The sequence below is a fragment of the Pseudoalteromonas shioyasakiensis genome, assembly GCF_024518675.1.
Lineage (GTDB): Bacteria > Pseudomonadota > Gammaproteobacteria > Enterobacterales > Alteromonadaceae > Pseudoalteromonas > Pseudoalteromonas shioyasakiensis_B.
The window spans coordinates 688,113-713,947 of record NZ_JANIGL010000001.1; the positions used below are offsets into that span (position 1 = coordinate 688,113).

Consider the following 25,835-nt stretch of genomic DNA (forward strand, 5'->3'; position numbering starts at 1 on the left):
AAATGCGAATTTTAGTAATTGAAGACGATTTACACTTAGCAGACAACCTGCGAAATGCTTTAGAAAAAGAACGCTACAGTGTTGATCTTTGCCACGACGGAGAAGCTGGCTTATTCCACATTACCGAGTACCCACTTGATATGGCTGTGGTTGATTTAGGTTTACCTAAAATCGATGGTATCGAGTTGATCAACAAAGCCCGTGCACAAGGCGTAACGATTCCAATTTTAATTCTTACAGCGCGTGACCGCTGGCAAGACAAGGTGGAAGGACTTGATGCAGGTGCTGATGACTACCTTACCAAGCCATTTCATGTAGAAGAGTTAATTGCTCGCTGTAATGCGCTAATTCGACGCAGTGCAGGTAAAGCCAATCCAGAAATGACCGCAGGCCCAATTAAAATACATACCCGTTCGCAACAAGTTTGGGTAGACGGCAAAGAGTTAAGCCTTACAGCTTACGAGTACAAAGTGCTTGAGTACCTAATGGTTAATCCACAAAAAGTGATTTCTAAATCTGAGTTAACTGAGCACATTTACGATCAAGACTTTGATTTAGACTCAAACGTCATCGAAGTATTTGTATTACGTTTACGCAAAAAGCTTGACCCAGATGGCACTTTAAATCCAGTTGAAACATTACGCGGACGCGGGTATAGGCTCAAAAGTCAGTGGTAGCATCGCAAATCCCGTTAAAAGTAAGGCAAGGATTTATCCTTGTCTTTGTTTTATTAGTTGCTTTACCTATTTTATTTTTCTCCATTGGCAAAGCCTATTACGCGTCACTTGTTGAAGCGACAGAAAAAACACTCGAAGCACACCTATACTCACTGATCTCTGAAGTCGACTTTACTGAGCGCGGTATTATTATGCCCAGTACTATTTTAGCGCCAGAGCTAAATAGATTGAATTCAGACACCTACGCAATGATTTACCGTGATGATCAGCCCGTGTGGCACTCAGAATCCGCGGTTAACGTGAATTTTGTTCCTGAATATGTTGAAACAAAAGCTGGAGCCGCAGACTTTAGACGAGTGCAATACAAAGACACTATCTACTGGCAACTGAGCCTTACTGTTATTCTCAATAACATTGACCAATCTGAACAAGCCCGATTTATTCTGCTAAAACGTAACGATGCGCTACTACGATTAATGGATGGCTTTAAGCAAACCTTGGTCAATTGGATGTATGTAATGGGTGTTGCCATTGCCGCTTTAATGGCTGTTGGTTTTGTCTGGAGTGCACGCCCTCTGCAACGCTTAGATAAAGAAATCAAAGCCATTGAGTCAGGTGACATTCAACAAATAAAAGGCCTATACCCAGTTGAATTGCAAACGATAAAGGCTGACTTAAACCTACTACTAGAGTCGCAACAACGACAAAAAGAGCGCTATCGCGCTTCATTAAGTGATTTAGCACATGCGTTAAAAACCCCCTTGGCAGTGCTAAAGTCGAGCCCACTGGCAGACGATGCAGATGCCCAAGAGCAGCTAGATCGCATAAATGTGATGATCGAACATCAGTTAAAACGTGCAGCAACTGGCGCATCCGATACATGGAAAAAACAAACAGCTATCAAACCTGTTCTTGATTCTATTTTAAATGCGATGGGCAAAGTTTACCGTGACAAAGATATTATATTTCATTGTGCGGTCTCTGATAAAGATTACTTTTTAGGCGACAAAACAGATTTACTTGAATTACTTGGTAATTTAATCGATAACGCCTGTAAAGCTTGTCGTTCTCAGGTCGATATACAAGTTATACAAAGCAAGTCTCTTCGCATTGTGATCAGTGATGATGGACCCGGTGTCCCCGAAGATAAACGTGAATCACTGCTGACCCGTGGTACTCGCTTAGATACTTACGAAAGTGGGCACGGAGTCGGTATGGCCATAGTTTCAGACCTTGTAACCTCATACCACGGTACGTTAACTATTGCTGATTCTAAACCACTCAGCGGCGCACAATTTACTTTAGAGTTTAATTATAATGGCAAAAAATAACCGCTTAACTATGTACTTAAGCGCACTATGTATTATGTTTAGTGGCGCTTCAGTCGCTGATGAATGCACTTTAGCAGAACAATCAACAACCGATGACACTAAAAAATACATTCAATGTTTAGACAAAGACATTGCCGCCTTAGAGCGCAGTCAACAAACGTGGATCAATAAACTCACTCTGGATTTAGCAAAGATCCAAGAAGACACAGGCAACACCCAGTTATTGCCCATATTCAAACGTAGTATTAAAAGTCAAACCCGCTTCTTGGAAGACAGTTGCCGCTGGCGCTATTTACAAAAAATGCCTAATGCAACGCAAGCTGCAATTGTTTACAAACGGTGCGAAATACGTGTATTGCAGCAGCACCTAGAGGTTTTAAAGCAACCACTTAAATAGTTTTCTCTAATAAAAAACCACGCAGTATGGCGTGGTTTTTTACATCAGTGAATTAACAATTAGCTCTGTTGTTTTTCGAGCTCTTCACCATTACCTAATAACGTCGCAAGCCAACGTCCTTCATCACTTGTCTCAAGTGCAATTTTGACTATCATGGTTAACGGAACTGATAATAGCATACCAACAGTTCCCAATAACCAGCCCCAAAATATCAATGATAAAAATACCACTAATGTTGAAAGCCCGAGACCTTTCCCCATAAAACGAGGCTCAACAATATTGCCCATTACCGTATTTATAGTGAGGTAACCTGCGCCAACGATGCCCGCAATTAAAGGCCCTTGAGTAATTAACGCCAATAATACAGCAGGAACGGCCGCGATAATCGAGCCAATGTTAGGAATATAGTTAAACATAAAGGCCACGACACCCCAGAGCACAAAGTAATCGACGTTTAAAATCCACAATAGCAATGCAGCTAATAACCCAGTGCCTAAACTAACCAGAGTTTTAATCGCTAAATATGAGTTAATCGAATGCAAAAACCTATCAATTTGCTTCATTTTCATATCAGGATCATCAAGTGCCATGTGTATTTTATGGCTAAACATGGGGCCTTCAAATAACATAAATACCACGGTCAAAATGATTAAGAACAAGTTGGCCATCACACCACCTAGCCCTGTAAGCATATTTGTTGCTACATCAATCATTTTACCCGGATCAAACATCGAGACTAACTGCTCTTTGTTGATTAAAATATTATAACGCCCTGCCACATCCACCAGCCAAATAAACTCTTCTTGCAACTTAGCCTTGTACTCAGGCAAGTGCTGTGAAAAGTCAGTCAATGATTGGCCTACAAGTCCGCCTAAACTCACACCAACACCCACGACCATCAGCATTACTAACATAATGGCAATGCCTTTAGGAATATTATAACGAGCAAAAAAACCTAATAGCGGATTGCAAATAATTGCTATAAATGCCGCTAAAACAAAAGGAATGACAATCACACTTGCTGCTTTAATACCGGCTAGTCCAACAACTAATGCCGCAAAAATAACTAAACTTTTGTTTACTCCAGTTAATCCCGCCAAACTACGATCCTTGAAAATTAAAACTAGGGTTAGTGTATACCCAAACTACCTTATGATGCGAGTGTCGTTGAAATTAAATACGATTTAGCCAACACATTGATTGCAAAGTGATCAAAAGCAGCTTTAATTCGTATAACTTGATATAAAAAATTGCTCGGGCAAAAAAATGAACATATTGATCACCGGTGCCACAGGCTTAATTGGCAGCGCTTTATGCAAACAATTAAGTAAAAACCATACCCTACACGTTTTAACTAGAAACCCACAAAAAGCCAAGCGCCAACTTGGCAATAGCCTAAGCTACTTTAACTCCTTACACGAAATTAACTTTAATACTATTGATTGTGTTATAAACCTCGCTGGTGAAGCCATCGTAAATAAGCGCTGGAGTAAAAAACAAAAGCAGCGGATCAGAGATAGCCGCATTATCTTAACGCAACAAATTACAGCAGCAATAATTGCGTGCGAAACTCCACCTCATACCTTTATATCTGGCAGTGCGATTGGTTATTATGGCCGTCAAGGCAGTCAGTCCATTGATGAGACATATCAAAAAATTCACCCTGAATTTAGCCACACTTTATGCGATGACTGGGAGCAAGGCGCGCTTAAAGCGCACTCACCACGCACCAGAGTATGCGTTTTGCGTACAGGTATTGTGCTTGCCAATCACGGTGGAGCACTAGCTAAAATGCTTCCTCCTTTTAAACTCGGCTTAGGTGGTCCGATTGCCAGCGGCGCGCAAGGCATGTCATGGATCCATATTGATGATATGGTGGCGCTTATTGAATTTAGTATGTTAAATCAGCAACTAACAGGGGCTATAAATGCCACAGCCCCGATACCACAAAGCAACCGAGATTTTAGTAAAACCCTCGCAAAAGCCCTACATCGGCCAGCTATATTACCAATGCCAGCATGGGTACTTAATATTTTGATGGGTGAAATGGCTGAATTAGTTGTGTTTGGCCAATACGTTTTACCACAAAAAATAATAGATGCGGGTTTTGTATTTGCTTATCCTACTTTACCAAAAGCGTTAGATAACCTGCTCAGTCACTAGCATTTGTGTAGCGTTTAAAGTGGCAAGTACAGTTATACTCGCCCCTTTTAATATCCTAACCGGCAATCATTTTTATAGCGGTTAGCACTAATAAACCGGCAAATATTTTTTTTATCGTTGCAACGGGTAAATAGTGAGTTGCTTTAGCACCAATTGGCGCCATAAACCAAGATGTACACACAATTCCAAACAAAGCGGGTAAATATACAAACCCAGCAAAGCCCTCAGTGATAGAAAAATACTCACTTCCTGAGCTGATGTACCCTACCGAGCCAAATAATGCGATTACAATACCGCACGCCGATGCACAACCAATGGCTTTTTTCATATCCACTGAGAAAAATGTCAACAAGGGCACCAATAATGCACCGCCACCTATACCTATCATGGCAGACACTCCCCCCGTTAAAGTGGTCAAAATAGTAAGCACTCCTTTATTAGGAACGCTGCGTTCATTGTTTGAGCTGTTTTTATTACTAAAAAACATCTTGATTGCAATCAGTACTACACTCACAGCAAAAACTATCCGTACTATATGCTCTGGTAAAAGTGCAGCCATAAAACCACTAATAAGTGCCCCCAGAGCCACACCGGTCATTACCCAAGGAGCTAAATGCCAAGGAACATTACCATTTTTATGATGTGCCAGTGCAGATGAGGTTGAAGTAAATAAAATTGACGCAAGCGATGTAGCAATTGCTCCAATCACCACTTGATCGGCGGGTAAAACTTCAAAATGAAGTAATAAGCTACTCAATATTGGCACAATCACTAGGCCGCCACCAATACCAAGCAATCCTGCTAAAAACCCCACCCCACATCCGAGGATCGCACAGTAAATTATCAATATTATTAGTTCACTCATTCAGCTTATCTCTTATTTTAATAGTGAAAACGATTCTTTAAAAAGGGGCCATTTGCTACACCCAGCAGGAGTATATCAAGATATGACAGCGCTACTGGCAGTTTAAATAGGCATAACTGCTGAAGAATCCTCATGTTTTACATGAAAAAAATACACATTACAAAAAGAGAGGTCTAGACACCCAGAGATTCAAGAAGAAATAAACTTAAAACCCTAGTCTTCATTAAGCAAACAGCGACACCTTAAAAATTGGATGAATATGATTCATGTTTTATGTGAAATTTAACCGTTTTTCTTCATGTACCGATCCACGTATAAATTAGTTAAGTTTTTAAACTAGATTGGATAGCGCAGCAATGAATACAGACTTCACATTTACAGTAAAAAGTGTACCTCTTGATGAAAACTATCAACCATCAAGCAGTACACGTATCACCACTAACTTTGCTAATTTAGCCAGAGGAAGTTACCGCCAACAGAATCTTCGAAATGCCTTAAAGATGATAGACAATAGCTTTAACGCACTCGCCCATTGGGATAACCCTCAAGGAGATCGTTATAGCATAGAGCTTGAAATTGTTTCTGTTGATATGGATGTGCAAGGAAGTAATGAAAGTTTTCCGTCTATTGAAGTATTAAAAACCAATATAGTGGATCATAAAACCAATAAACGTATAGAAGGTATTGTAGGAAATAACTTTTCTTCATATGTGCGTGATTATGACTTTAGTATTTTACTGCCCGCTCATAATAAAGGGAAAGCCACGTTCAGTATTCCTGATAATTTTGGTGAGTTGCACGGTAAACTATTTCAATACTTTGTGAATTCAAAAGAGTACAAACAACACTTTAAAAAGCCACCTGTAATTTGCCTTAGCGTATCAGACAACAAAACCTATTATCGTAGTGAAAATCAACACCCTGTTTTAGGTGTTGAATATCAACCGAATGAATCCTCGTTAACTGAGCAATACTTCAAAAAAATGGGCTTACAGGTTCGCTACTTTATGCCGCCTAACAGCGTAGCACCTTTAGCGTTTTACTTTGTTGGCGATTTACTCAACGACTACACACACCTTGAGTTAATAGGCACGATCAGTACGATGGAAACTTTTCAAAAAATCTATCGTCCAGAGATTTATAACGCTAATGCCGTTGCAGGTAAATGCTACAAGCCAAATTTAAAAAATGTGGATCATTCACTTACGCAAATTGTTTATGACCGTGAAGAGCGCAGCAAACTGGCGAGTGAACAAGGTAAGTTTGCCGAACAGCATTTTATTAAACCTTACCAAACAGTACTTGAGCAATGGTCTCAAAGTTACGCACAGGCGTAGCATTAAAAACAGCACCCTAAACTCATTAGATGGTTCAAATTTATTATGAAAACGATTAAAAGCAACACCCTACTTCCTACATCAACCGCAGGTAGCTTGCCCAAGCCGGTATGGCTGGCTGAACCTGAAAAACTTTGGTCTCCTTGGAAACTGCAAGACGAACAACTTATTGAGGGCAAACAGGATGCACTACGAGTATCATTGCAAGAGCAAAATCAAGCTGGCATTGATATTGTGAGTGACGGCGAACAAACTCGTCAACACTTCGTTACAACGTTTATTGAGCACCTCAATGGCGTTGATTTTACTACGCGAAAAACAGTTAAGATTCGCGATAGATACGATGCCAGTGTCCCCACGGTAATTGGCCCAGTAACAAGATCAAAATCAGTGTTTGTTGAAGACGCCAAATTTTTACGCCAGCAGACCGATAAACCAATAAAGTGGGCCTTGCCTGGGCCAATGACCATGATAGATACATTATATGATGACCATTATAAAAGCCGAGAAAAGCTTGCTTGGGAGTTTGCTAAAATCCTTAATCATGAAGCAAAAGAGCTAGAAGCCGCAGGCGTTGATATTATTCAATTTGATGAGCCCGCTTTTAATGTGTTTTTTGATGAAGTTAATGATTGGGGCATTGCCACTTTAGAAAGAGCCATTGAAGGCCTCAAATGTGAAACTGCGGTACATATTTGTTACGGCTATGGCATCAAAGCTAACACCGATTGGAAGAAAACCCTAGGCACCGAGTGGCGACAATACGAACAAGCATTTCCTAAACTGCAAAAGTCGAATATTGATATTATCTCTTTAGAATGCCACAACTCTCATGTGCCTATGGACTTACTTGAACTGATACGCGGAAAAAAGGTCATGGTAGGCGCCATTGATGTTGCAAGCCATACGATTGAAACTGCAGACGAAGTTGCTAACACCCTAAGAAAAGCATTGCAGTTCGTAGACGCTGATAAACTTTACCCCTGTACAAACTGTGGCATGGCCCCCCTACCTCGCGCAGTAGCCAGAGGCAAACTAAACGCTCTCAGTGAAGGGACAAACATTATACGCAAAGAGCTATCAGCACAAAATAATACTGTCACGCTTAGCGCATAACCGCAGTCAATCAGAACGTTATATTAAACGAGACACCTTTCCTCGTTTAATATAACACTACAAATGATAACGGTTATTTAGATAAAAACCTGACCACTTCATTATTGACTAATTCAGCCTGATCAACGGTTAAAAAGTGACCTGCATTTTTTACTTGTAAAGTGTGTGCTTGCGGTAATAGCTTTTTCGCCTGCTCAAGGCTATCTTGATCATTCATCATATCTTCGTCACCAATCATTACTAATGTGGGTACGGTAATTTGCTGTAGTTGCTGCTCTGAAAATGGACGCATCGCCATGATTAAATCAGGTACAGGATCGTGCTCAAGTGCAGCAACATATTGATCTAAGTAGACAGGGTGTATCAACTCTGGTCGGCTAGAAACACTTTGCAAACTATCTTGTACTTTTGCACGCTCAGGGTTTAGAGTAAAAAAGATACTTGCTAGTAAATCTGTACTAAATTCAACCCAGGCAAAGGTTTGCGCAGGACTTAGCAAGACTAAACGTTGAATACGCGAACTTTCAATTTTTGATTCAGCTAATGCAATTGCAACCGCTTGCCAACCACCACGGGAAGCCCCCACCAAATGGATAGAGTCCAATTGGAGTTGTTCAAACAATTCTTGATACCATCTCACTAACTGCGACATATCAGAGATATCGGCACTCGCTTGTGAACCGCCTGAGCCAAGCAAATCATCAACAGCATAAACCCGGAAGTGCTCAGCTAACGTAGCTACATTTGGATACCACATCGCTGAATTTGCATGCATACCATGTAATAACACAACGGGTTGAGCATCAACCGGACCTGCAACAATAATCCGAGCTTGTCCAAGTGACGTGGGTACATTTAGCTCACGGTAAGCAACCGGCCATAAACTTAACGCCCGTTGATATAACTGTTCATTAGAAAGTGTATTCGCTAACTGCTGCTGCAATTTCACATTCTGAGGGTGACGATCCGTTAATAAAAATGCCTCATGTTCAGGTGCCACCTCCGCTTTATCATCAAACCAATCACAGCCGGTCAACATGACCATACATATTATTATTGCAAACTGAGCTATTGTATTTTGCATCAACTCTCCTCTAATTGAACTATATCAGCATTTAACTTTTTCAATGCTATAGAGTTTAGGCCGTAACATTGGCGGCAGGTTATTATTTTTTATTTTACCTTTAACGACTCAACCTTCGCTGAACAGTTGTTATAGCTGAACTTATTAGATATGGGCTCTATTGCCAGTTAATTTATAAAAGAATACTGAGAGGAAAAGTGAATGGCTATTAAAAGGCCTGTTACGTTTACAATATAAAAGCTTTAAACCACGCGATTTCACAACCGCGTGGTGACACTCGTTTAAAGCTAGTTTGTTACTCGGGTATAGCTAACATTTGTCATTGTTACCTTAGAGGTCGTGATACCTAAGTCTTCAAAGCACTCTTTAAATGAATTTGAATTACCTGACTCACCACAATCATCTAAGGTTGCAGTATCTTGTGATTGTAAATAATTACCAAATTTGAAGTAAGATGCTGAGTCATCTTCAACAGGGATGCCAAAGCTAGACCCTAACGCTGAGACATCCACATCGCCATAGTTATTTACCACGCGTAAATCAAACGACCCACCACTAGTGATTGTTCCCAATGCATACTTCTCTTCATTACCACTGGTGTTACGAAGGCGAACATACACATCAAAAATACCATTACCCGCAACACTGTCATCAAAGCCCGACTCTGCAGAATCCGATACATACACTTTCATGATTGTACCTGTATCACTAGCATGGTGCTGCGCAATAATTGTTTTGCCACCATCTGACATGTCTACTTTTACACTCGCCTCAAACTCTTCATAGGTATCAGTCATGGCAACACGCAAGCTTGATTTAACTTTATACTCATGGCGCCAGCCATTACCATTAGGTGTAATATGTTGAGCCTCAAGAGGTACAAAAACAAGCGTACTGTCGTTCACTAATGGGTTTGGATCATCACCTTCCAGATCAAAAATACTGCCACTGGTTATGCTGCTAGGAATGCTGGTGCCGTCGCCGCCAGTATCGCCATCACCACCGCCACCTGTAGAACCACCACTTCCATCAGCTTTTACAAGTGAAAAGTTATCAAAACGTACATCGTCCGAGCTTTTATCGTGTTTAGCAAACACCTGCAAAGAGTCTGTATTCGCTGACGTAAACGTTCTAGACACTTTAGTCCACGTCGAAACATCAAATTTTTTGTTTTTAAATAACCCATTAAGATCATTAATACCTATTTGTCCCTTGCCTAAAACATAAGCACTTAAGGTATATTCAGTATTTCTTTCAATGTCGACAACCTGATGCACACGACCTGGACTACCTTGGATCTTTAAAGAACTCGATCCCTGATAGGCATCGCCTGAAATAGCAGCTGGATCAACTTCATTCCAATCACTCCAACCATCCTCAAAACCAGCATTATAAATAGTGGCAGCTTGAGCAGCACTCGAACACGCAGCCATTATAGATAGAATAAGTAGGTTTTTTTTCATAAACATTATCTTTATTACTCCTAACTAATACATGACGAAAACCTGACTGCCTGGTTACGTTATTAACCCTAAGAAATCATCTGTAAAAATTTAATTGTGAATTGTGTGTAAAAATTGGTAACCAAATAACCTGGCGGAACAACTTAAAATCGCCCAATAAAAAGTTACCAATTAAATACCAGCGGTCAATCAACTGGTGAGAAAAATGTATAACTATTGTTAATTTTATGCAACCAATGAAATCTTAATAAATAAGTATGGTTCTCGTTATGGTTATAATTGTCAACCATGTAAAAACCCTTTAATATCAATATCAAGGTTTTTGGGTGGGTTTATATCAATACTTCTACACATACATTTTATTAAGAATAAAGAACTAAAACCAATAATTTATAACTAGCACAAATTGGTAAACCAATTATAAAAATAAATTGTAATCAAGTGGATATTTATTAGGAATAGTAGCAGAAGCTCAGCATCACTAATTTTTTGGTCATGTAGATTAAGGTTAGAATCAAAAACTTGGTAAGTAAAGACAGATGAGAAGCAGCGATTTTTTATAAAACTATTCTTGAGTAAATAACGCTTCAAACAGGTTTTCTTAATTTAGGACACCCAGTAAAATAAAATCGTAATCTAAGTTATGGCTAGTATCTACAGTACGTAGAGTAAGTTACGTAACCAATTTAGAGACTCTAATATCAAAAAAAGGGCCTTGCGGCCCTTCAAAAGATAAATAACGTAGGAGAAGTTATTTAAAAACGGTATTCGGCGCCTAAATAATAATAAGCGCCGTTAAAACCAAATGGTGCAGAACGACGTGAATATTCAAATACACCTGTTGAACTGACGATTGTATTGCCTGACGCGTCTACAATTGTGCCTGAGCGTGAGTTACCTATTTCATTCTTATCAGGATAAACATCAAACAAATTATTGGCGCCAATATTTATCGATAGGTTATCGGTAACAAAGTAATTTATTTTTACATCTGTCAGAATTTCAGCACCGTACGTTTGACGGCCGCCATCTTCGACAGTGTATTCACCATAGCGGTTAAGTGATAGGTTCACAGTCCAATCTTCTAAACGGTAAAGCGCGCTTAAATTGACCCTATCTTGTGGTTGCCATTCTTCGATAATGGATGTTTCTTGTGAAGAAAAAACATCTTCTACCGGGATGGTTTCAAGACCACTGCCTGCAGGGGTAAATAAGTCAACCACATCTGTTTCAGTGAAGTTAGCTGCTAAGGTGAAATCTAGCGTGCCACCAAGGCCTTCTGTGTTCCACGTTGCAACAAAATCCACACCCTGTGTTTCAGTGTCTGCACCGTTTAAGAAAAACTGGCCGGCGCCAGCACCAGAACTCACAAGAGCTGCATCAAGTGTTGATGATAAACCTTTACCTAAACGGTTACTGATCACGATGCGATCATCAATATCAATTGAGTAATAATCGATAGTGACATTAATGTTATCTGTGACGTTATAAACAATACCTAAGCTGAGGTTTTCTGACTTTTCTTCTTTAAGCTTTGGAATACCAATGCTTTGTGCAAGGGCACTGTCGTTTCTGAATGTACCTACTTCTTCAGCAACCAGAGCACCATCAGGGCCAACAACAAATTGTGTGCTGATATTATTAAAATACAGCTGCTGCATAGAAGGTGCTCTAAAGCCCGTGCTAACCGCGCCACGTAATGAAACATCATCAGTAACAGACCAATTACCGGCCAGTTTAAAGTTTACTGTGTCGCCAAATCCTTTATAGTTGTCGTAACGCAACGCCCCTGAAATGATCACATCATCAATCACATAAGTTTCAGCATCAACATAAAATGAGATCACATCTCGCGATTCATCAACGGATGATGCCGGTGAAGAACCACCAAAACCTTGCGTGCCGCCAGATGCATTTTCACTACCAATACCGCCACTTAGGCCGTCATATATATTAACGCCATTGTTGGTATCGTAATCTCTATAAGCGTATTCACTACCTTCTAAAATGCGATATTCATCAGTTCGCAGCTCTGCCCCCATAGCCAACGAGTAGTCATCATAATCTTTGGTGTAATCCAAGTTTAACGTTTGTAGCGACAGCTCCATACCATAAGCGTAGGCTTCACGTGGAATAGTTGCTCGAATATCATCGGCACTTAAACCTTGCTCATAACGCAATAAATTGGCATATGAGCCATTAATCGTATCACTTGTGGTGTAGTCGATACTGTTTTCACCATAGGTGTATGAAAGATCGAGGCTTGAGTCGTTATCAAACTCTTTTTTGAAACCAAAGTTATATGAAATATCGTCAATAGTGGTGTTTATTTTCGGTAAGAAGCCCATTGGAATAACAGCATCGCCATCTTGTAAAACGGGGTTACCACCGGCATTAGCATTGTGACGGAAAAACGCGGCTGATTCATTATCACGCGTTGAATAAGTAATAAAACCATATAGCTCGCCACCAGCTAATTCGTAGCCTGTATTTACTGTTAAAGCAAATTGTTGTGAGTCAGCGTCACCAATTCTAAAAGTATCACGCGGTGCTGTGAGTTCACGAGGATCTCCAGCGAGTAAAGTACCATCATCAAGCTCTGTACAGCCATAGAACTGGCAAGAGCCATGAAGACCGGCTCGGTTAGTTGGCGCACGATCGCGGTAATTAAGCGTGGTGTTTAAATAACCTTCATCACCTAACGCAAAGCCTTTATTGAAGTCGATATTAACTGTTTCACCATCGCCTTCTGAGTATTGACCATAATTAATTGCCGCTTTCCCGCCTTCATCAGCATCTTTGAGTACAATATTAATAACACCGGCAATGGCATCTGAGCCATACTGTGCCGCAGCGCCGTCACGTAATACTTCAATACGTTTAATCGATGCCGCAGGAATAGCATTCATGTCGGTGCCCGCTGTTCCGCGCCCTACAGATGTATTGATATGGATGATGCTGGCTTGGTGGCGACGCTTACCGTTGATAAGTACCAGCGTTTGATCAGGGCCTAGGCCACGTAACGTTGCGGGGCGAAGTGCATCTGTACCGTCACTGATTGATGAGCTAGAAAAGTTAAATGAAGGAGCTATTGATTGTAACATTCGGCCAACTTCTGTCTGCCCCGTATTTTCCAGCGCTTCTGCACTTAAAATATCAACAGGAACAGGTAAATCTTCGACCGAACGCCCGGCTACACGGCTACCAACGATAGCTATTTTTTCTATGTTTTCTTGTGCCGCTTGCTCTTGCGCATTAACGGCTTGGCTGTTTGTTGCCATTAAAAGTGGTAAAACGGCTGCACTGACCCCAGAAAGCTTTGTCATGTTGTTATCATTCCTATTGATTTGTTTGAGTTTTACGCTCAGTAAACCATTTTGATCAACAACCGCATCGAGTTCAGTATTTTGCAACATCGTATTGAGTGCATCCAACTGAGTGTAATAACCAAACACTGATTGAGCTTGATATTGCTTTGCTAACTCAAATGAAAAAACCACGGTTTGTTCAGTTTGTTTTGCAAATTCAATCAGTGCGAGGTCTGCTCGTTGCGCTTTAATATCAAATTGCACCATCTGTGATTTAACGGCATTAGCTTGTACATTCAGGCTACAAACTAAAGGCGCCAATGCAATCAACTCACATAATGGATACGTTTGGTTACTACGCAACTTATACAAACAGTTGAGAACGAATAATCCTCTACATGCCTTTGACTTTTTATTTATTATTTTTTTACTTTTTGTTTTCAGCATTGCTACTTTTCATGTTTTTAGTCAGAGTTTAACTCACCAACTTAACTATGATCGCCTTGTGTTAGGCTAACAATATGTTCACCTAACCGCTCATGCTCTATCGCTAAATTTGCTTGCAGGCTATCAAGTAAGCCGATGATATCACCCGCTTTGAATACTCCAGCTACTTTAAGCGATGCTAATGAAGGGTCTTTTAACTCAAACCGTGTCGCAGTGTAACGGCTAACCTCTTGCAATGCTTCACTTAGTGGCTCACCATTAAAAATTAGCATGCCATGTTGCCATGCTAAATCTCGCTGTACATCATCCATTGATAACTGTTTTATCGGTTTGGTAATACTTTCTTTTATTAGCGCTTTTTCTCCAGAAATAACAATACTCGCGTTAATTTTTTTCACTTGCTCAGTCTCATTATTAGCCTGTTGCAACCTAACAAAATCATCCGCATTTACCGCCACACTTGGATCAGTGATCATCACTTTCCCTTCAGTCACCACGAGCTCTAAATCTGATGAGGCGTTACGCTGAACATTAAACACAGTACCCAACGCAGTGAACGATTTATCACCCGCCATGACACTAAATGGCCGCGATGGATCTTTAGCGACATTAAAGCGCCCTTCGCCGCGGCTTAAAATAAGCTGTCTACGCCCTTGGGTATAAGCAACTTCTAATAAGCTATTGGTGTTTAATTGCACTATGGTGCTGTCTGGGAGAACATAAGTAGCCTGCTGGCCTACTTTGGTACGATAAATTTTGCTGTACTTGGCTTGATCTTGCACTGAACTGGGATAAAAATTGAAGCCTGCAAACATAAACGTCGCCATCAGGATAACAGCAAAAATACTTGCAGCTATGGTAAAGCGTGTATTTGAAATTGAATTTTTAGAAGGCACCTGTTTATTTGGAAACAAACTGCTTAACTCATTGAGAACACTTAACTCATCCCATAACTGTGCAAGTTCAAAAACCGCATCTTGATGTGCCTTGCTTTGCTGCACCCACAGTTGAAACTGCTCTCTTTCTTGCTCCGATAAGCCGCGATCCATGGCGCTGATCCAGCGACTGGCTTGCGATTGAATAACATCTTTAGACGAAAATTGATGAATATTGCTCATTTACCCACCCTCCTGGTAGTGACTGAACGGTGCTCATGATCAGCGGATGTTTGCTCTTGTTGCTGCATATATTGCATCGACTTAAGTAAACCTTTTGCGATGTGTTTTTCCACGGTGCTTTCACTTAAGTTCATTTGCTTTGCGATTTCTTTTTGGCTCAAACCATATACTTTTTTTAATATAAAGCATTTTCGTACTGGTTGACTAAGCTGCTCCGTCGCACGGCAAAAAAGTAAAAAACGCTCTTTTGATGTTACTTCATCTTCAAGCTGCATTGATTTCAAATGCTGTTGATAATCATCACCAGTATCAAGTGAGTTATTATGTTTATTATCCCACTTAGCAACATGATTTAAAGCTAAATTTTTCGCCGTTTTTAACATATAGCTATGAGTGTATTTAATATCTTGTTTCAAGTCAGCTTCATAGCTTTTAACAAATGTCTCTTGAACGATATCTTCTACATCATCAGGTAATACAATACGTGATACAAAACGTCTTATTTGAGCAGACAGTTCAACGAATGTTGTCGTTACTTTACTTTGTGCCACATTATAACTCACTATTATAATTATTAAGCTTAGGTTACGAGTTTTAGCGCTAATTACAAGGCAAATTGTTAAATTGTCGTTATTTTAGGGTTACTATTTTTATCCCTTGCCATTATTTGAATCAGTATTAAAAAATAATGACTTCATAAACTCATAAAAAACCTCTGTTTTACGGGTTGTTAAACTATTTTGTGGCTTTAAAAACCACACTGGTGCATCACCATCAGCTAAAATACCGGGCAAAACCTCAAGTAGTACGCCGGTGTCTAATTCATCTTCAATAGCTAACTTAGATTTTATTGCAATGCCATGCCCTGCTATCGCGGCTTGAGTCATGTTATCTGAATTAGAAATAGTGAAACGCGTTTTAGCATTAAAGTTGACAACTTTGCCAGCGCCATTATTTAGTTTTAGTTGTCGTTGCCACGGCAAACACACCCAAAAGTGTTGCTGCAGTTGCTCAAAAGATGTTGGCATACCGTATTTTTCTACATAGCTAGGTGCCACACATAAAACACGGTGATTGTTGACTATTTTTCGTGATAACAAGGCCGAGTCATTCAGCTTTCCCACCCTGATCGCAATATCTTGTGCATCATCGACAACATTGACGAAGTTATCTGAAATCGAAAAGTCTAATTGTAATTCAGGGTACTGCTGCTCAAACGCAATCAGTTTTGGCATCACAAACTTTGAAAACACCCAAGGAGGCATAGTTACTCGTAGTAACCCACTCACTGATGAACCACGTGCACCAATGCTGTATTCGGCATCATGTAATGCTTCAAGGATCGTACCAACGCGCTGATAAAACACCTCTCCAGCAGGTGATAGCCGTATGCGCCGACTATCTCTAAAGACTAAAACGGTTGCTAACTCTCGCTCTAATTTAGCTAATCGATGGCTAACAGTGGCTGGAGATAACCCTTGTGCGCTTGCCGCTGCAAGCACGCCTTTATTCTCTATAATCGCAATAAATGTTTCTAGATCGCTCACACTGTACATAGCTGCCCCTCTATTTCATTTAATATTTTCGAATGTAGCTTTCAGTTTTGCAATGTTTATTTAGAAAAACCAAACACTATACTGGTTCGTAGATAATAAATGGGGAGTTAGTTAGAACCGAGAGTGCTCAGTTTTAGCCCCTTAAACTGTAAATACAAGGGCATTAAAATATATGGCTATTTTTAAAACTCTAACAAAGCTAAGTTTATCGTTAGTACTGTTAGGTCAATTGTTCGGAGGAGATGTAATGGCAGCTGATCCTGTACAGCACAAACCAAAAGTTATTATTTTTGACGTTAATGAAACATTGCTCGATCTGGATTCAATGCGCGAATCAATTGGTGCGGCATTAGGTGGACGAGAAGATTTACTTCCGCTTTGGTTTTCAACCATGTTACATCACTCTCTAGTGAGCACAGCCATCGGCGACTATCAGGATTTTGGCAAAATTGGGGTTGCATCATTATTAATGGTGGCACAAAACAATGATATTAAAATTAGTGCCGAACAAGCTAAAACCGCTATTGTCACACCATTATTAAGCCTACCAGCACACCCAGATGTTAAAGCAGGCTTACAAGCATTAAAAGACAGTGGCTACAAATTAGTGAGCTTAACCAATTCATCTAATAATGGCGTAAAAGCGCAGTTTGAAAGTGCGGGTTTAACTGATTACTTTGAAGCCAGATATAGTATTGAAGATATTAAAATATACAAACCTGATTTACGTGCCTATGAGTGGGCATTAAAACAGCTAAATGTAAAAGCAGAAGATGCGTTAATGGTAGCAGCCCATGGCTGGGATGTTGCTGGTGCAAAAGCGGCAGGCCTACAAACGGCATTTATTGCGCGCCCAGGTAAAGCCTTATACCCACTCGCACAAAAACCTGATTACAATGTGAAAGATTTAACCGAGTTAGTCGAACTACTTAAATAACTAGATTGTACTAAAATAGATCAATACCCTGAGGTTGAACTAATGGATAAGTTCCACCTCTTTTTATTTTTGCAATTTTATTCCGCTAACAAAAAACCGTGAAGTCAAATCTATTAATTGCTCTAAGCTCGCTTCATCTAATGCGGGTTTCCACATTATAACTTGCTCCCAATACCCCATATTTTTTAAACCACCGTAGAAAAATGAAGCCGCAATATCTGCTGGCACATCATTTAATACGCCCGCTTGATGGGCTTGCTCAAACCACGTAAGTAGCCCCTTCTCACACTCTAAAAACTGTTCTTCTAATCGTGCGGCTTGCTCTTTATCACGCATTGACTCAATGATCACAATACGCGACAAGGTTAAGTAGTTTTCATCATTGCCAAGTGACAAGCAGACCTTAGCTAACTCTTTTAATTGCTCATAGATATCAACATCAGCTTGGTATTGATATTTATGTAATTGTGAAAAACGTTGTAATAACAATGCAACCACATCATCAAACAAGGCATTTTTATTGGCATAATGCTTATATAAGGTGCGCTTAGAAACATTGGCTTGCTTAGCAATGGTTTCCATTGTTGTGCCAAGTAGCCCATTTTGCGCAAACTCTTGAATTGCAGCACATAGCACGTCATTTTGTTTACTATTACTTGATTCCACATCGCCCCCTGTTTTAATCAATTTTTTTTTCACACTAACATTGAAAAAAGTAAACGCAAGTGTATACCCATTTAGAAAATAGGTATACACTTGCGTTTACTTAAGCTGAATATCTATCATTAATTAAACGGTGTGGTTATTAATTGCACAATAAACCATACTCAATCAGCTTAATTTGCTTAAACCTAATACTTATACAATTGGAACTGTGGAGTAACCATGCGTCAGCCTTTCGTACTATCGAAATTGTCATTATTTTTATTTACCTCTGCCTCGCTCTTTCTTCAAGGATGTAGTGAAGCACCTAAAGCACAACAAGCCGCTATGCATCCTGCTTCTGTCTCTACTGTGTTAGCTAAAACAGAAGATGCCCCGTTTACTATTGAGTTACCTGCGACACTATCAGGCTCTAAAGAGGTTGAAATAAGAGCGCGGGTAACTGGTATATTAGAATCACGTAACTTTGATGAAGGCCAAACCGTAAAAAAAGATCAGTCTTTATTTACAATCAACCTAGAACCTTATCAATTGGCTGTTGAGCGTGCGCAAGCGGCGCTTGACGGTGCAAATGCATCGCTTATCCAAGCACAGCGCGATGTTAAAAGGTTGGCAAAGCTGCGTGCAGATAAATCGGTTTCACAACGTGATTACGATAATGCCAGCTCAACACAAGATATTGCACAAACCAATTTAGCTGCTGCTAAAGTAGCGCTAAACGAAGCAAAGTTAAATCTAGAATATGCCCAAGTCAAAGCGCCCGTTGCTGGGGTTATGGGCCGTGAATTTGTCTCAGAGGGCACTTATGTCTCTGGCCCTGATTTATTGTTAACGCAAATTACCCAGCTAGATCCAATACGTTTACGTTTTGGTATTTCTGAGCGCGAACAATTACAAATGCGCCAAGATATGGCTAACGGCTCACTCACTCTACCTAAAAATGGTCAATGGAAAACCTCTCTCAAACTGCAAGATGGTTCACTCTATGGCCACACTGGTGAAGTAAACTTTTCTGATGTACGCATCAACCCAAATACGGGAACAAGTGAACTACAAGCGATTATCCCAAATCCTGATTTTAAACTGCGTCCAGGCCAATTTGTCCGTGTTAGCTTAAACGGCGCAGTGCGCAAAAATGCCTTTGTTATTCCACAGCGAGCTGTACTTGATAATGGCACTGGTAAATTTGTTTATCTGGTCGGCAAAAATGAACAAGGTGGCACTATTGCTCGCCCAGCTCCCGTTGAAGTAGGTGAATGGATCCAAAAGCCTGAAAACGAAGGGGATAAAAACTTTTGGCTTATTAAGTCAGGACTTAATGAAGGTGATGAAGTGATCATCGATGGCATGGCGAAGATTTTCTTCCCAGGCATGCCTGTCGCGGTAAATAATGCATCAAACAGTGCGAACGCTGAATAAGCACAGGGAGTCTTATGTTTTCTCGTTATTTTATCGACAGACCTATATTTGCGTTTGTTATATCAATTGTTATTGTGCTGGCGGGCCTTGCCGCAATGCGCAGCTTGCCGGTTGCACAATACCCTGAAATTGCCCCACCTGTAGTACAGGTAACAGCAGCCTACCCCGGCGCTTCAGCACAAGTACTTGAACAAACCGTAGCTGCACCGATTGAAAATGCAATTACCGGGGTTGAAGGCATGATGTATATGGCATCAACCTCAACCAGCTCTGGCGCGACCACTATTGAAGTAACCTTTGAAATTGGCACTGATATTGACCAAGCTGCTGTAAACGTTAATAACCGTGTTAAACAAGTTGAAGCCCGTTTGCCAGAAGAAACACGCCGCCAAGGTGTGGTTGTGCAAAAAGGGTCATCAAGCTTTTTACAAGTTCACGCGTTTTACTCACCCGATGGCAGCCGAGATAGTTTATGGACATCGAATTACGTTACTTTAAACATCTTAGATCGCATTAAACGTATTCCCGGTACCACCAGCGTGCAAATTTTTGGCGCAAAAGACTACGCCATGCGTATTTGGTTGCGCCCAGATGTCATGAGTCAACTTGGTGTAACCGTTGAAGAAGTTGCTGGCGCAATTCGCAGTCAAAACTCGCAATATGCCGCGGGCTCTATTGGCGCAACGCCAACCTCACAATCAGCGCAAGAGCTTGTTTACAGTGTTACCGCACAAGGGCGCTTATCTGAACCCGAACAATTTGAAGAAATCATTATTCGTTCAAATATTGACGGCAGTAGTTTACGTTTAAAAGATATTGCTCGCGTGGAGCTTGGCTCTAAAGATTATAACTTTAGCGGCACAATTAATGGCAAAGAAGCTGTTTTATTAGGGATATTTTTACAACCTGGTGCTAATGCGTTGGATGTTGCCGCCGAAGTAAATGGCGTATTAGATGAAATAAAACAGCAATTTCCTACCGGACTTGCTCATTTAAATTCATACGACACCACACGATTTGTTGAAGTATCCATTCGTGAGGTAGTGATCACCCTCATCGAAGCCATGATTTTAGTATTTTTGGTGGTGTATCTATTTTTACAAAACTGGCGTGCAACGCTGATTCCTACATTGGCTGTACCTGTGTCATTACTGGGTACCTTTGCTGGCATGTATATGCTGGGTTATTCAATTAACTCGCTGACCTTATTTGGCATGGTGTTATCAATTGGTATTGTTGTTGATGATGCTATTGTTGTGCTCGAAAATGTTGAGCGAATTATGCACGAAGAACACGTAAGTGCTCATGAGGCTGCCATCAAAGCCATGCAAGAAGTATCTGGGCCCGTTGTCGCCATTGTACTGGTGCTTTGCTCAGTATTCGTACCTATTGCGTTTTTAGGTGGCCTTACAGGTGAGCTCTTCCGCCAATTTGCAATCACCATTTCAATTGCGGTGAGTTTATCTGGTGTCGTTGCACTGACGATGACCCCTGCACTGTGTGTACTTATTTTAAAACAAGAGCACAAACAAACCGCTCGCTTCTTTTTATGGTTCAACCGTGTTTTTACGCAAATAACCAGTAAATACGTTGGCACTGTTGGTTTTATGGTGCGTCGCGGTGCATTGGGTTTGTTATTAATGATAGGTATGGTCTCTATCACTATTGGGCTTTGGAAAAACACCCCTAGCTCCCTCGTGCCTGATGAAGATCAAGGCTATTATATTTCAGCAATTTTCTTACCCGATGGCTCATCTTTGGAACGCACTGAAGAAGTCGTGAAACAAGTTGTTGCCGCAGTGCAATCAAACCCTGCAAATGAAAATGTCGTCGCATTTACCGGCTTTGACTTTATTGGCGGCGGTTACAAAAATAGCGCAGCAACCTTGTTTGTTACGCAAAAACACTGGGATGAGCGCGAAATAGATACTAAAAGCTTGGTTAATGAGCTCTTTATGAAGACCGCTCATATTAACGAAGCTCTGGTACTGGCTTTTAACCCTCCTGCTATTTTTGGCTTAGGAAACACCGGTGGTTTTGAATTTTATATTCAAAACAAAGGCGCTGGCGGCCCAGAAAAACTCCAACAAGCAATGGGACTAATGATGGCAGAGGCACAAAAAAGTCCTGTGCTAAGTGGCTTACAAACATTATGGCGCCCTAATGCACCACAGTTAAAAGTGGATGTTGATCGTGAACAAGCCCGTGCCATGGGCATTGAAATCGACGATGCTTTCACCGCCCTTGCCGGTACGTTAGGCACCTACTACGTTAATGATTTTAATAAATTCGGCCGTGCATGGCAGGTACTTATGTCTGCTGAGGCTGAGTTTAGAATGAAACCCGACGACATCGGCCGTATTTATGTTAAAAATAGCCAAGGCACTATGGTACCCATGTCTGCGTTTACTAATATAGAATTTAGTCGCGGTCCTGAAAGTCTAAACCGTTATAACAACCTTTCAGCGGTTAAGTTATTGGGTAACGCAGCACCAGGCTACAGCTCTGGACAAGCCATTGCCGAAGTAGAGCGTATTGCAAAAGCCGTGCTACCACCAGACATGACGTATGATTGGACGGGCTCTGCCTATCAAGAAAAACGCAGCTCAGGCACAACCGGTATTGCACTTGGCCTTGCTGTCATCATGGTATTCTTAATTCTTGCGGCGCTTTATGAGCGTTGGTCACTGCCATTATCGGTCATGCTGGCTCTGCCTTTTGGTACCTTTGGCGCGCTTGTGTCCATTTGGCTAGTAGGTATGACCAACGATGTTTACTTCCAAATCGGCCTCGTTACTCTACTTGGCCTTGCCAGTAAAAATGCCATTTTGATTGTTGAATACGCCTTGATGAAGCACCAGCAAGGTTGGAGCGCAAGTGCGGCAGCCCTTGAAGCAGCACGTTTACGGTTTAGGCCTATTATAATGACATCGCTGGCGTTTATATTAGGCGTTGTGCCATTAGTGCTGAGCTCAGGTGCGGGTGCAGGTGCGCGTCACAGCGTTGGCACCGGTGTTATGGGTGGCATGATGGCTGCAACCTTCTTAGCGGTATTCTTTGTGCCCTTGTTTTTCTACTGGCTTACTGATCGTAAACTCAGTGAAAAACGCTCCCGTGACGAGCTCGCCGATGAAATAGCCGCCCATCATAAACGTGAAAACGTGGATACTCCTGAAGGTAATTTATAACCATTTACCTTTAAAAAATGAAGGGCAAACATAGGTTTGCCCTTTTTTATAATGGTTACATCACTAGCAATTAACACGTGTCAGCGCTACTATTAGTAAACGCGCGTTGTGGAGAAAACTAATGAGTAGTGAAAAAATAGCCGAGTTTGAGCAGTACTTTCAAATAGCTGAAAGTAACCGAGTCAATTTATTTGCCGTTGACAAGCAAAGCGTGCCGCAAAGCCCTGCTCAATTAGAAGCCGATATTCCTCCCCTGTTTAAACTTGCTAACGAAGTCAGCGAACTTGAACAAAGCTCATTAAGACCACTGCGTAATTTAGGTGATATAGCACAAGAGCTCGCCGTTTTTTTACAAGCCCAATCACGTAAAATCGATCTGATAATGAGCCATATTCTAGCCTCTGAACAGCCTGAAGATAATGCCATGTATTGCGATAGCTACGGCGGTGGTGGGGTTAAATTTAGCTGCAGTGAAGCCTATGAGATAGGTCAGGCATTTCGCACTAAACTATTTTTGCAACATGAAGCGTCAGCGGTTTATTGTTACACAGAGGTAGTGGCAATTGACGAACTTGCTAATGGGCAAAAGCAATACACGCTTTTATTTGTCGCTATTCGTGATTCAGACCAAGAGTTAGTGGTACGAGCCAGTTTGCATGCACAAACAAGGCAATTAAAAAAGCGTCAACAGCAGCAATTAGACAAACCTGAAAATGAGCAATCAACTTAGGCTATAAAAAGCTGACATCTGTGCTTGAAATGCTAAACTAGGCACACCTTTGTTTGTTTATTAAATTCATGAACTTTAGACTTTTACCTGAATGGGCCGAACAAGATGCAGTGATGCTTACTTGGCCACACCAAGCCACTGATTGGCGGGATAACCTCAGTGCTGTTGAACCCGTTTATGTCGCGCTTTGCCAACAAATTTGCCAGCGTCAAACGGTTGTTATTATTGCTCATAATGATGTTTTAAAAGCACATATAAGCCAATTATTATCCAATCATCATGTTGATCTTGAACGTGTACTTTTTGTTGTTGCGCCATGTAATGACACTTGGGCGCGCGATCATGGCCCGCTTACCTGTGCAAACACACATGATGCAAGCCAATTAGCTATTCTTGATTACACCTTCAACGGCTGGGGTAACAAGTTTGAAAGCGCTCTTGATAATAAAATAAACGAAGTACTTGTTACTCAGCTTGCAGCACCTGCAAATCAATATCAAAAAATTGATTTAGTATTAGAAGGCGGCGGCGTTGAAATAAATGAGCACGGTGTATTACTCACCACCCGCGAGTGTTTACTCAACCAAAACCGCAACCCGACCCTGACAAAACCAGAGCTTGAAGCACAATTGCAGCAGCAATTAGGGGCAAGTTCGTTTTTGTGGGTTGACCATGGTTATTTAGCCGGTGATGACACAGACAGCCATATTGATACCCTTGTACGCTTTGCACCAAATAATACGCTTGTCTATGTTAAATGTGATGACAGCACAGATGAACATTTTGACGCGCTTGATAAAATGCAAACACAATTGCAAGATTTTCAAACCCCATCAGGTCAACCTTATACGTTAATTGATTTACCGTGGCCAAAAGCAGTGTATAACAGCGATGGTGATAGACTACCTGCAACCTATGCAAATTATTTAATTATCAATGGTGCTGTACTGGTGCCTACCTATAATGATGAAAACGATGAACGAGCACTTGCGCAAGTTCAATGTGCTTACCCTGAGCACACCATTATTGCTATAAACTGTTTGCCTATTATTCATCAGTTTGGCAGCTTACATTGCATTACTATGCAATTACCTCGCGGATTTTTAGTTGGAGCACCATAATGACTTCGTCAAATAAACTAACGGTTGCCTTAGTGCAGCAGAGCAATAGTGATAACGCCGAGCAAAACATGGCAAAATCAATTGCAGGCATACGTGACGCTGCAAACCAAGGCGCTCAACTTGTAGTGCTACAAGAGCTGCACCGCAGCCTCTACTTTTGCCAAACAGAAGACGTTGATGTTTTTGATTTAGCAGAAACTATCCCAGGGCCAAGTAGTGACACATTGGGCGAATTAGCAAAAGAGCTAAACATCGTCATAGTGGCCTCATTATTTGAAAAACGCGCCACCGGCCTTTATCACAATACTGCGGTTGTGCTAGAAAAAGACGGCACAATTGCAGGTAAATATCGCAAAATGCACATCCCTGATGACCCGGGGTTTTATGAAAAGTTTTACTTTACCCCTGGCGATTTAGGCTTTGAACCTATTCAAACCTCAGTAGGTAAGTTAGGCGTATTAGTGTGCTGGGATCAATGGTTTCCAGAAGCTGCCCGCTTGATGGCTATGGCGGGAGCTGAGTTATTAATTTACCCTACTGCAATTGGTTGGGATCCTCGTGACGATAGCGACGAAAAAACACGACAAAAAGATGCATGGGTTATTTCGCAACGTGCCCATGCTGTTGCTAATGGTGTATCCGTTATCAGTGCCAACCGTGTAGGCCATGAGAGTGATCCAAGCGAGCAAAGTGACGGTATTCAATTTTGGGGCAATTCATTTATTGCAGGCCCTCAAGGTGAAATGCTCAGCGAAGCAAATAATACTGACGAGCAAGTGCTGGTAGTAGAACTTGATCAAAAACGCTCCGAAAACGTAAGACGTATATGGCCTTATTTACGTGATCGCCGCATCGATCACTATCAAGACCTAACAAAAATTTACCGTGACTAATAATTAGCTCAACACTGAATAA

Annotated in this window: 21 protein-coding genes; 12 read left to right on the forward strand and 9 right to left on the reverse strand. The window is 41.1% G+C overall.

Translation table 11 applies throughout. From position 1 onward, the window contains the following. The first annotated feature begins 2 nt into the window (after nt 1-2). From NQT69_RS03030 to NQT69_RS03040, 3 genes are read left to right on the forward strand one after another with little or no spacing between them, the layout of a single operon-like run. Nucleotides 3-677, forward strand: a complete 675-nt coding sequence (locus NQT69_RS03030) for a response regulator transcription factor (protein ID WP_256826229.1) — start codon at nt 3-5, stop codon at nt 675-677. Beyond that, complete coding sequence (locus NQT69_RS03035; protein WP_256826230.1) at nt 671-2,008, forward strand: ATP-binding protein; 1,338 nt, start codon at nt 671-673, stop codon at nt 2,006-2,008. Before NQT69_RS03030 ends, NQT69_RS03035 begins: the two co-directional genes overlap by 7 nt. Continuing rightward, nucleotides 1,995-2,405 carry a hypothetical protein gene (locus tag NQT69_RS03040; protein WP_256826231.1) on the forward strand — a complete coding sequence of 137 codons (411 nt, stop codon included), beginning with the start codon at nt 1,995-1,997 and terminating at the stop codon, nt 2,403-2,405. Before NQT69_RS03035 ends, NQT69_RS03040 begins: the two co-directional genes overlap by 14 nt. 59 nt (nt 2,406-2,464) lie before the next feature. On the opposite strand, the gene NQT69_RS03045 is transcribed toward NQT69_RS03040, so the two are convergent. Next, on the reverse strand, nt 2,465-3,505 hold the full coding sequence (locus NQT69_RS03045) for an AI-2E family transporter (RefSeq protein ID WP_256826232.1): 1,041 nt from the start codon (nt 3,503-3,505) through the stop codon (nt 2,465-2,467). A gap of 166 nt (nt 3,506-3,671) precedes the next feature. On the opposite strand from NQT69_RS03045, the gene NQT69_RS03050 reads away from it, so the two are divergent. Continuing rightward, nucleotides 3,672-4,568, forward strand: a complete 897-nt coding sequence (locus tag NQT69_RS03050; protein ID WP_256826233.1) for a TIGR01777 family oxidoreductase — start codon at nt 3,672-3,674, stop codon at nt 4,566-4,568. Nucleotides 4,569-4,623: 55 nt separating this feature from the next. Here the strand turns inward: NQT69_RS03050 and NQT69_RS03055 are convergent, their stop codons facing one another. Further along, the gene (locus NQT69_RS03055; protein WP_256826234.1) at nt 4,624-5,433 is read right to left on the reverse strand and encodes a sulfite exporter TauE/SafE family protein; all 810 of its coding nucleotides are present in this window, start codon (nt 5,431-5,433) and stop codon (nt 4,624-4,626) included. Nucleotides 5,434-5,789: 356 nt separating this feature from the next. Between NQT69_RS03055 and NQT69_RS03060 the strand changes: the two genes are divergently transcribed. Together NQT69_RS03060 and NQT69_RS03065 are read left to right on the forward strand one after the other, a co-directional pair. Further along, nucleotides 5,790-6,770 (forward strand): DUF1852 domain-containing protein, encoded by a 981-nt coding sequence (locus tag NQT69_RS03060; RefSeq protein ID WP_256826235.1) that lies wholly within the window; start codon nt 5,790-5,792, stop codon nt 6,768-6,770. A 45-nt stretch (nt 6,771-6,815) separates the two neighbouring features. Continuing rightward, nucleotides 6,816-7,886: a methionine synthase gene (locus tag NQT69_RS03065; RefSeq protein ID WP_256826236.1), complete on the forward strand. Its 1,071-nt coding sequence runs from the start codon at nt 6,816-6,818 to the stop codon at nt 7,884-7,886. Nucleotides 7,887-7,959: 73 nt separating this feature from the next. Here the strand turns inward: NQT69_RS03065 and NQT69_RS03070 are convergent, their stop codons facing one another. The 6 genes from NQT69_RS03070 to NQT69_RS03095 form a co-directional block, all read right to left on the reverse strand. Continuing rightward, nucleotides 7,960-8,970: an alpha/beta fold hydrolase gene (locus tag NQT69_RS03070; protein ID WP_256826237.1), complete on the reverse strand. Its 1,011-nt coding sequence runs from the start codon at nt 8,968-8,970 to the stop codon at nt 7,960-7,962. A 287-nt stretch (nt 8,971-9,257) separates the two neighbouring features. After that, nucleotides 9,258-10,439, reverse strand: a complete 1,182-nt coding sequence (locus NQT69_RS03075) for a polysaccharide lyase family 7 protein (protein ID WP_256826238.1) — start codon at nt 10,437-10,439, stop codon at nt 9,258-9,260. A gap of 749 nt (nt 10,440-11,188) precedes the next feature. Continuing rightward, nucleotides 11,189-14,188, reverse strand: coding sequence for a TonB-dependent receptor plug domain-containing protein (locus NQT69_RS03080; protein WP_372822917.1), 3,000 nt, complete (start codon nt 14,186-14,188; stop codon nt 11,189-11,191). 41 nt (nt 14,189-14,229) lie between these two features. Continuing rightward, complete coding sequence (locus NQT69_RS03085) at nt 14,230-15,306, reverse strand: FecR family protein (RefSeq protein WP_256826240.1); 1,077 nt, start codon at nt 15,304-15,306, stop codon at nt 14,230-14,232. Beyond that, nucleotides 15,303-15,857, reverse strand: coding sequence for an RNA polymerase sigma factor (locus NQT69_RS03090; protein ID WP_256826241.1), 555 nt, complete (start codon nt 15,855-15,857; stop codon nt 15,303-15,305). Before NQT69_RS03090 ends, NQT69_RS03085 begins: the two co-directional genes overlap by 4 nt. Nucleotides 15,858-15,956: 99 nt before the next feature. After that, nucleotides 15,957-16,862: a LysR family transcriptional regulator gene (locus tag NQT69_RS03095; protein ID WP_256826242.1), complete on the reverse strand. Its 906-nt coding sequence runs from the start codon at nt 16,860-16,862 to the stop codon at nt 15,957-15,959. Nucleotides 16,863-17,034: 172 nt separating this feature from the next. On the opposite strand from NQT69_RS03095, the gene NQT69_RS03100 reads away from it, so the two are divergent. Next, on the forward strand, nt 17,035-17,799 hold the full coding sequence (locus NQT69_RS03100) for a haloacid dehalogenase type II (RefSeq protein ID WP_256826243.1): 765 nt from the start codon (nt 17,035-17,037) through the stop codon (nt 17,797-17,799). A 63-nt stretch (nt 17,800-17,862) separates the two neighbouring features. Here the strand turns inward: NQT69_RS03100 and NQT69_RS03105 are convergent, their stop codons facing one another. After that, nucleotides 17,863-18,465 carry a TetR/AcrR family transcriptional regulator gene (locus NQT69_RS03105; RefSeq protein ID WP_256826244.1) on the reverse strand — a complete coding sequence of 201 codons (603 nt, stop codon included), beginning with the start codon at nt 18,463-18,465 and terminating at the stop codon, nt 17,863-17,865. A gap of 219 nt (nt 18,466-18,684) precedes the next feature. Between NQT69_RS03105 and NQT69_RS03110 the strand changes: the two genes are divergently transcribed. The 5 genes from NQT69_RS03110 to NQT69_RS03130 all read left to right on the forward strand — a co-directional run bounded on the left by NQT69_RS03110 (nt 18,685) and on the right by NQT69_RS03130 (nt 25,813). Beyond that, entirely contained in the window at nt 18,685-19,881 is a 1,197-nt protein-coding gene (locus NQT69_RS03110; RefSeq protein ID WP_256826245.1) for an efflux RND transporter periplasmic adaptor subunit, read from the forward strand. Nucleotides 19,882-19,895: 14 nt separating this feature from the next. After that, nucleotides 19,896-23,069, forward strand: a complete 3,174-nt coding sequence (locus NQT69_RS03115; protein WP_256826246.1) for an efflux RND transporter permease subunit — start codon at nt 19,896-19,898, stop codon at nt 23,067-23,069. Nucleotides 23,070-23,190: 121 nt separating this feature from the next. After that, nucleotides 23,191-23,799 carry a PilZ domain-containing protein gene (locus tag NQT69_RS03120; protein WP_256826247.1) on the forward strand — a complete coding sequence of 203 codons (609 nt, stop codon included), beginning with the start codon at nt 23,191-23,193 and terminating at the stop codon, nt 23,797-23,799. Nucleotides 23,800-23,867: 68 nt separating this feature from the next. After that, nucleotides 23,868-24,920 (forward strand): agmatine deiminase family protein, encoded by a 1,053-nt coding sequence (locus NQT69_RS03125; RefSeq protein ID WP_256826248.1) that lies wholly within the window; start codon nt 23,868-23,870, stop codon nt 24,918-24,920. Further along, complete coding sequence (locus tag NQT69_RS03130; RefSeq protein ID WP_256826249.1) at nt 24,920-25,813, forward strand: carbon-nitrogen hydrolase; 894 nt, start codon at nt 24,920-24,922, stop codon at nt 25,811-25,813. Before NQT69_RS03125 ends, NQT69_RS03130 begins: the two co-directional genes overlap by 1 nt. Nucleotides 25,814-25,835: the final 22 nt, after the last annotated feature.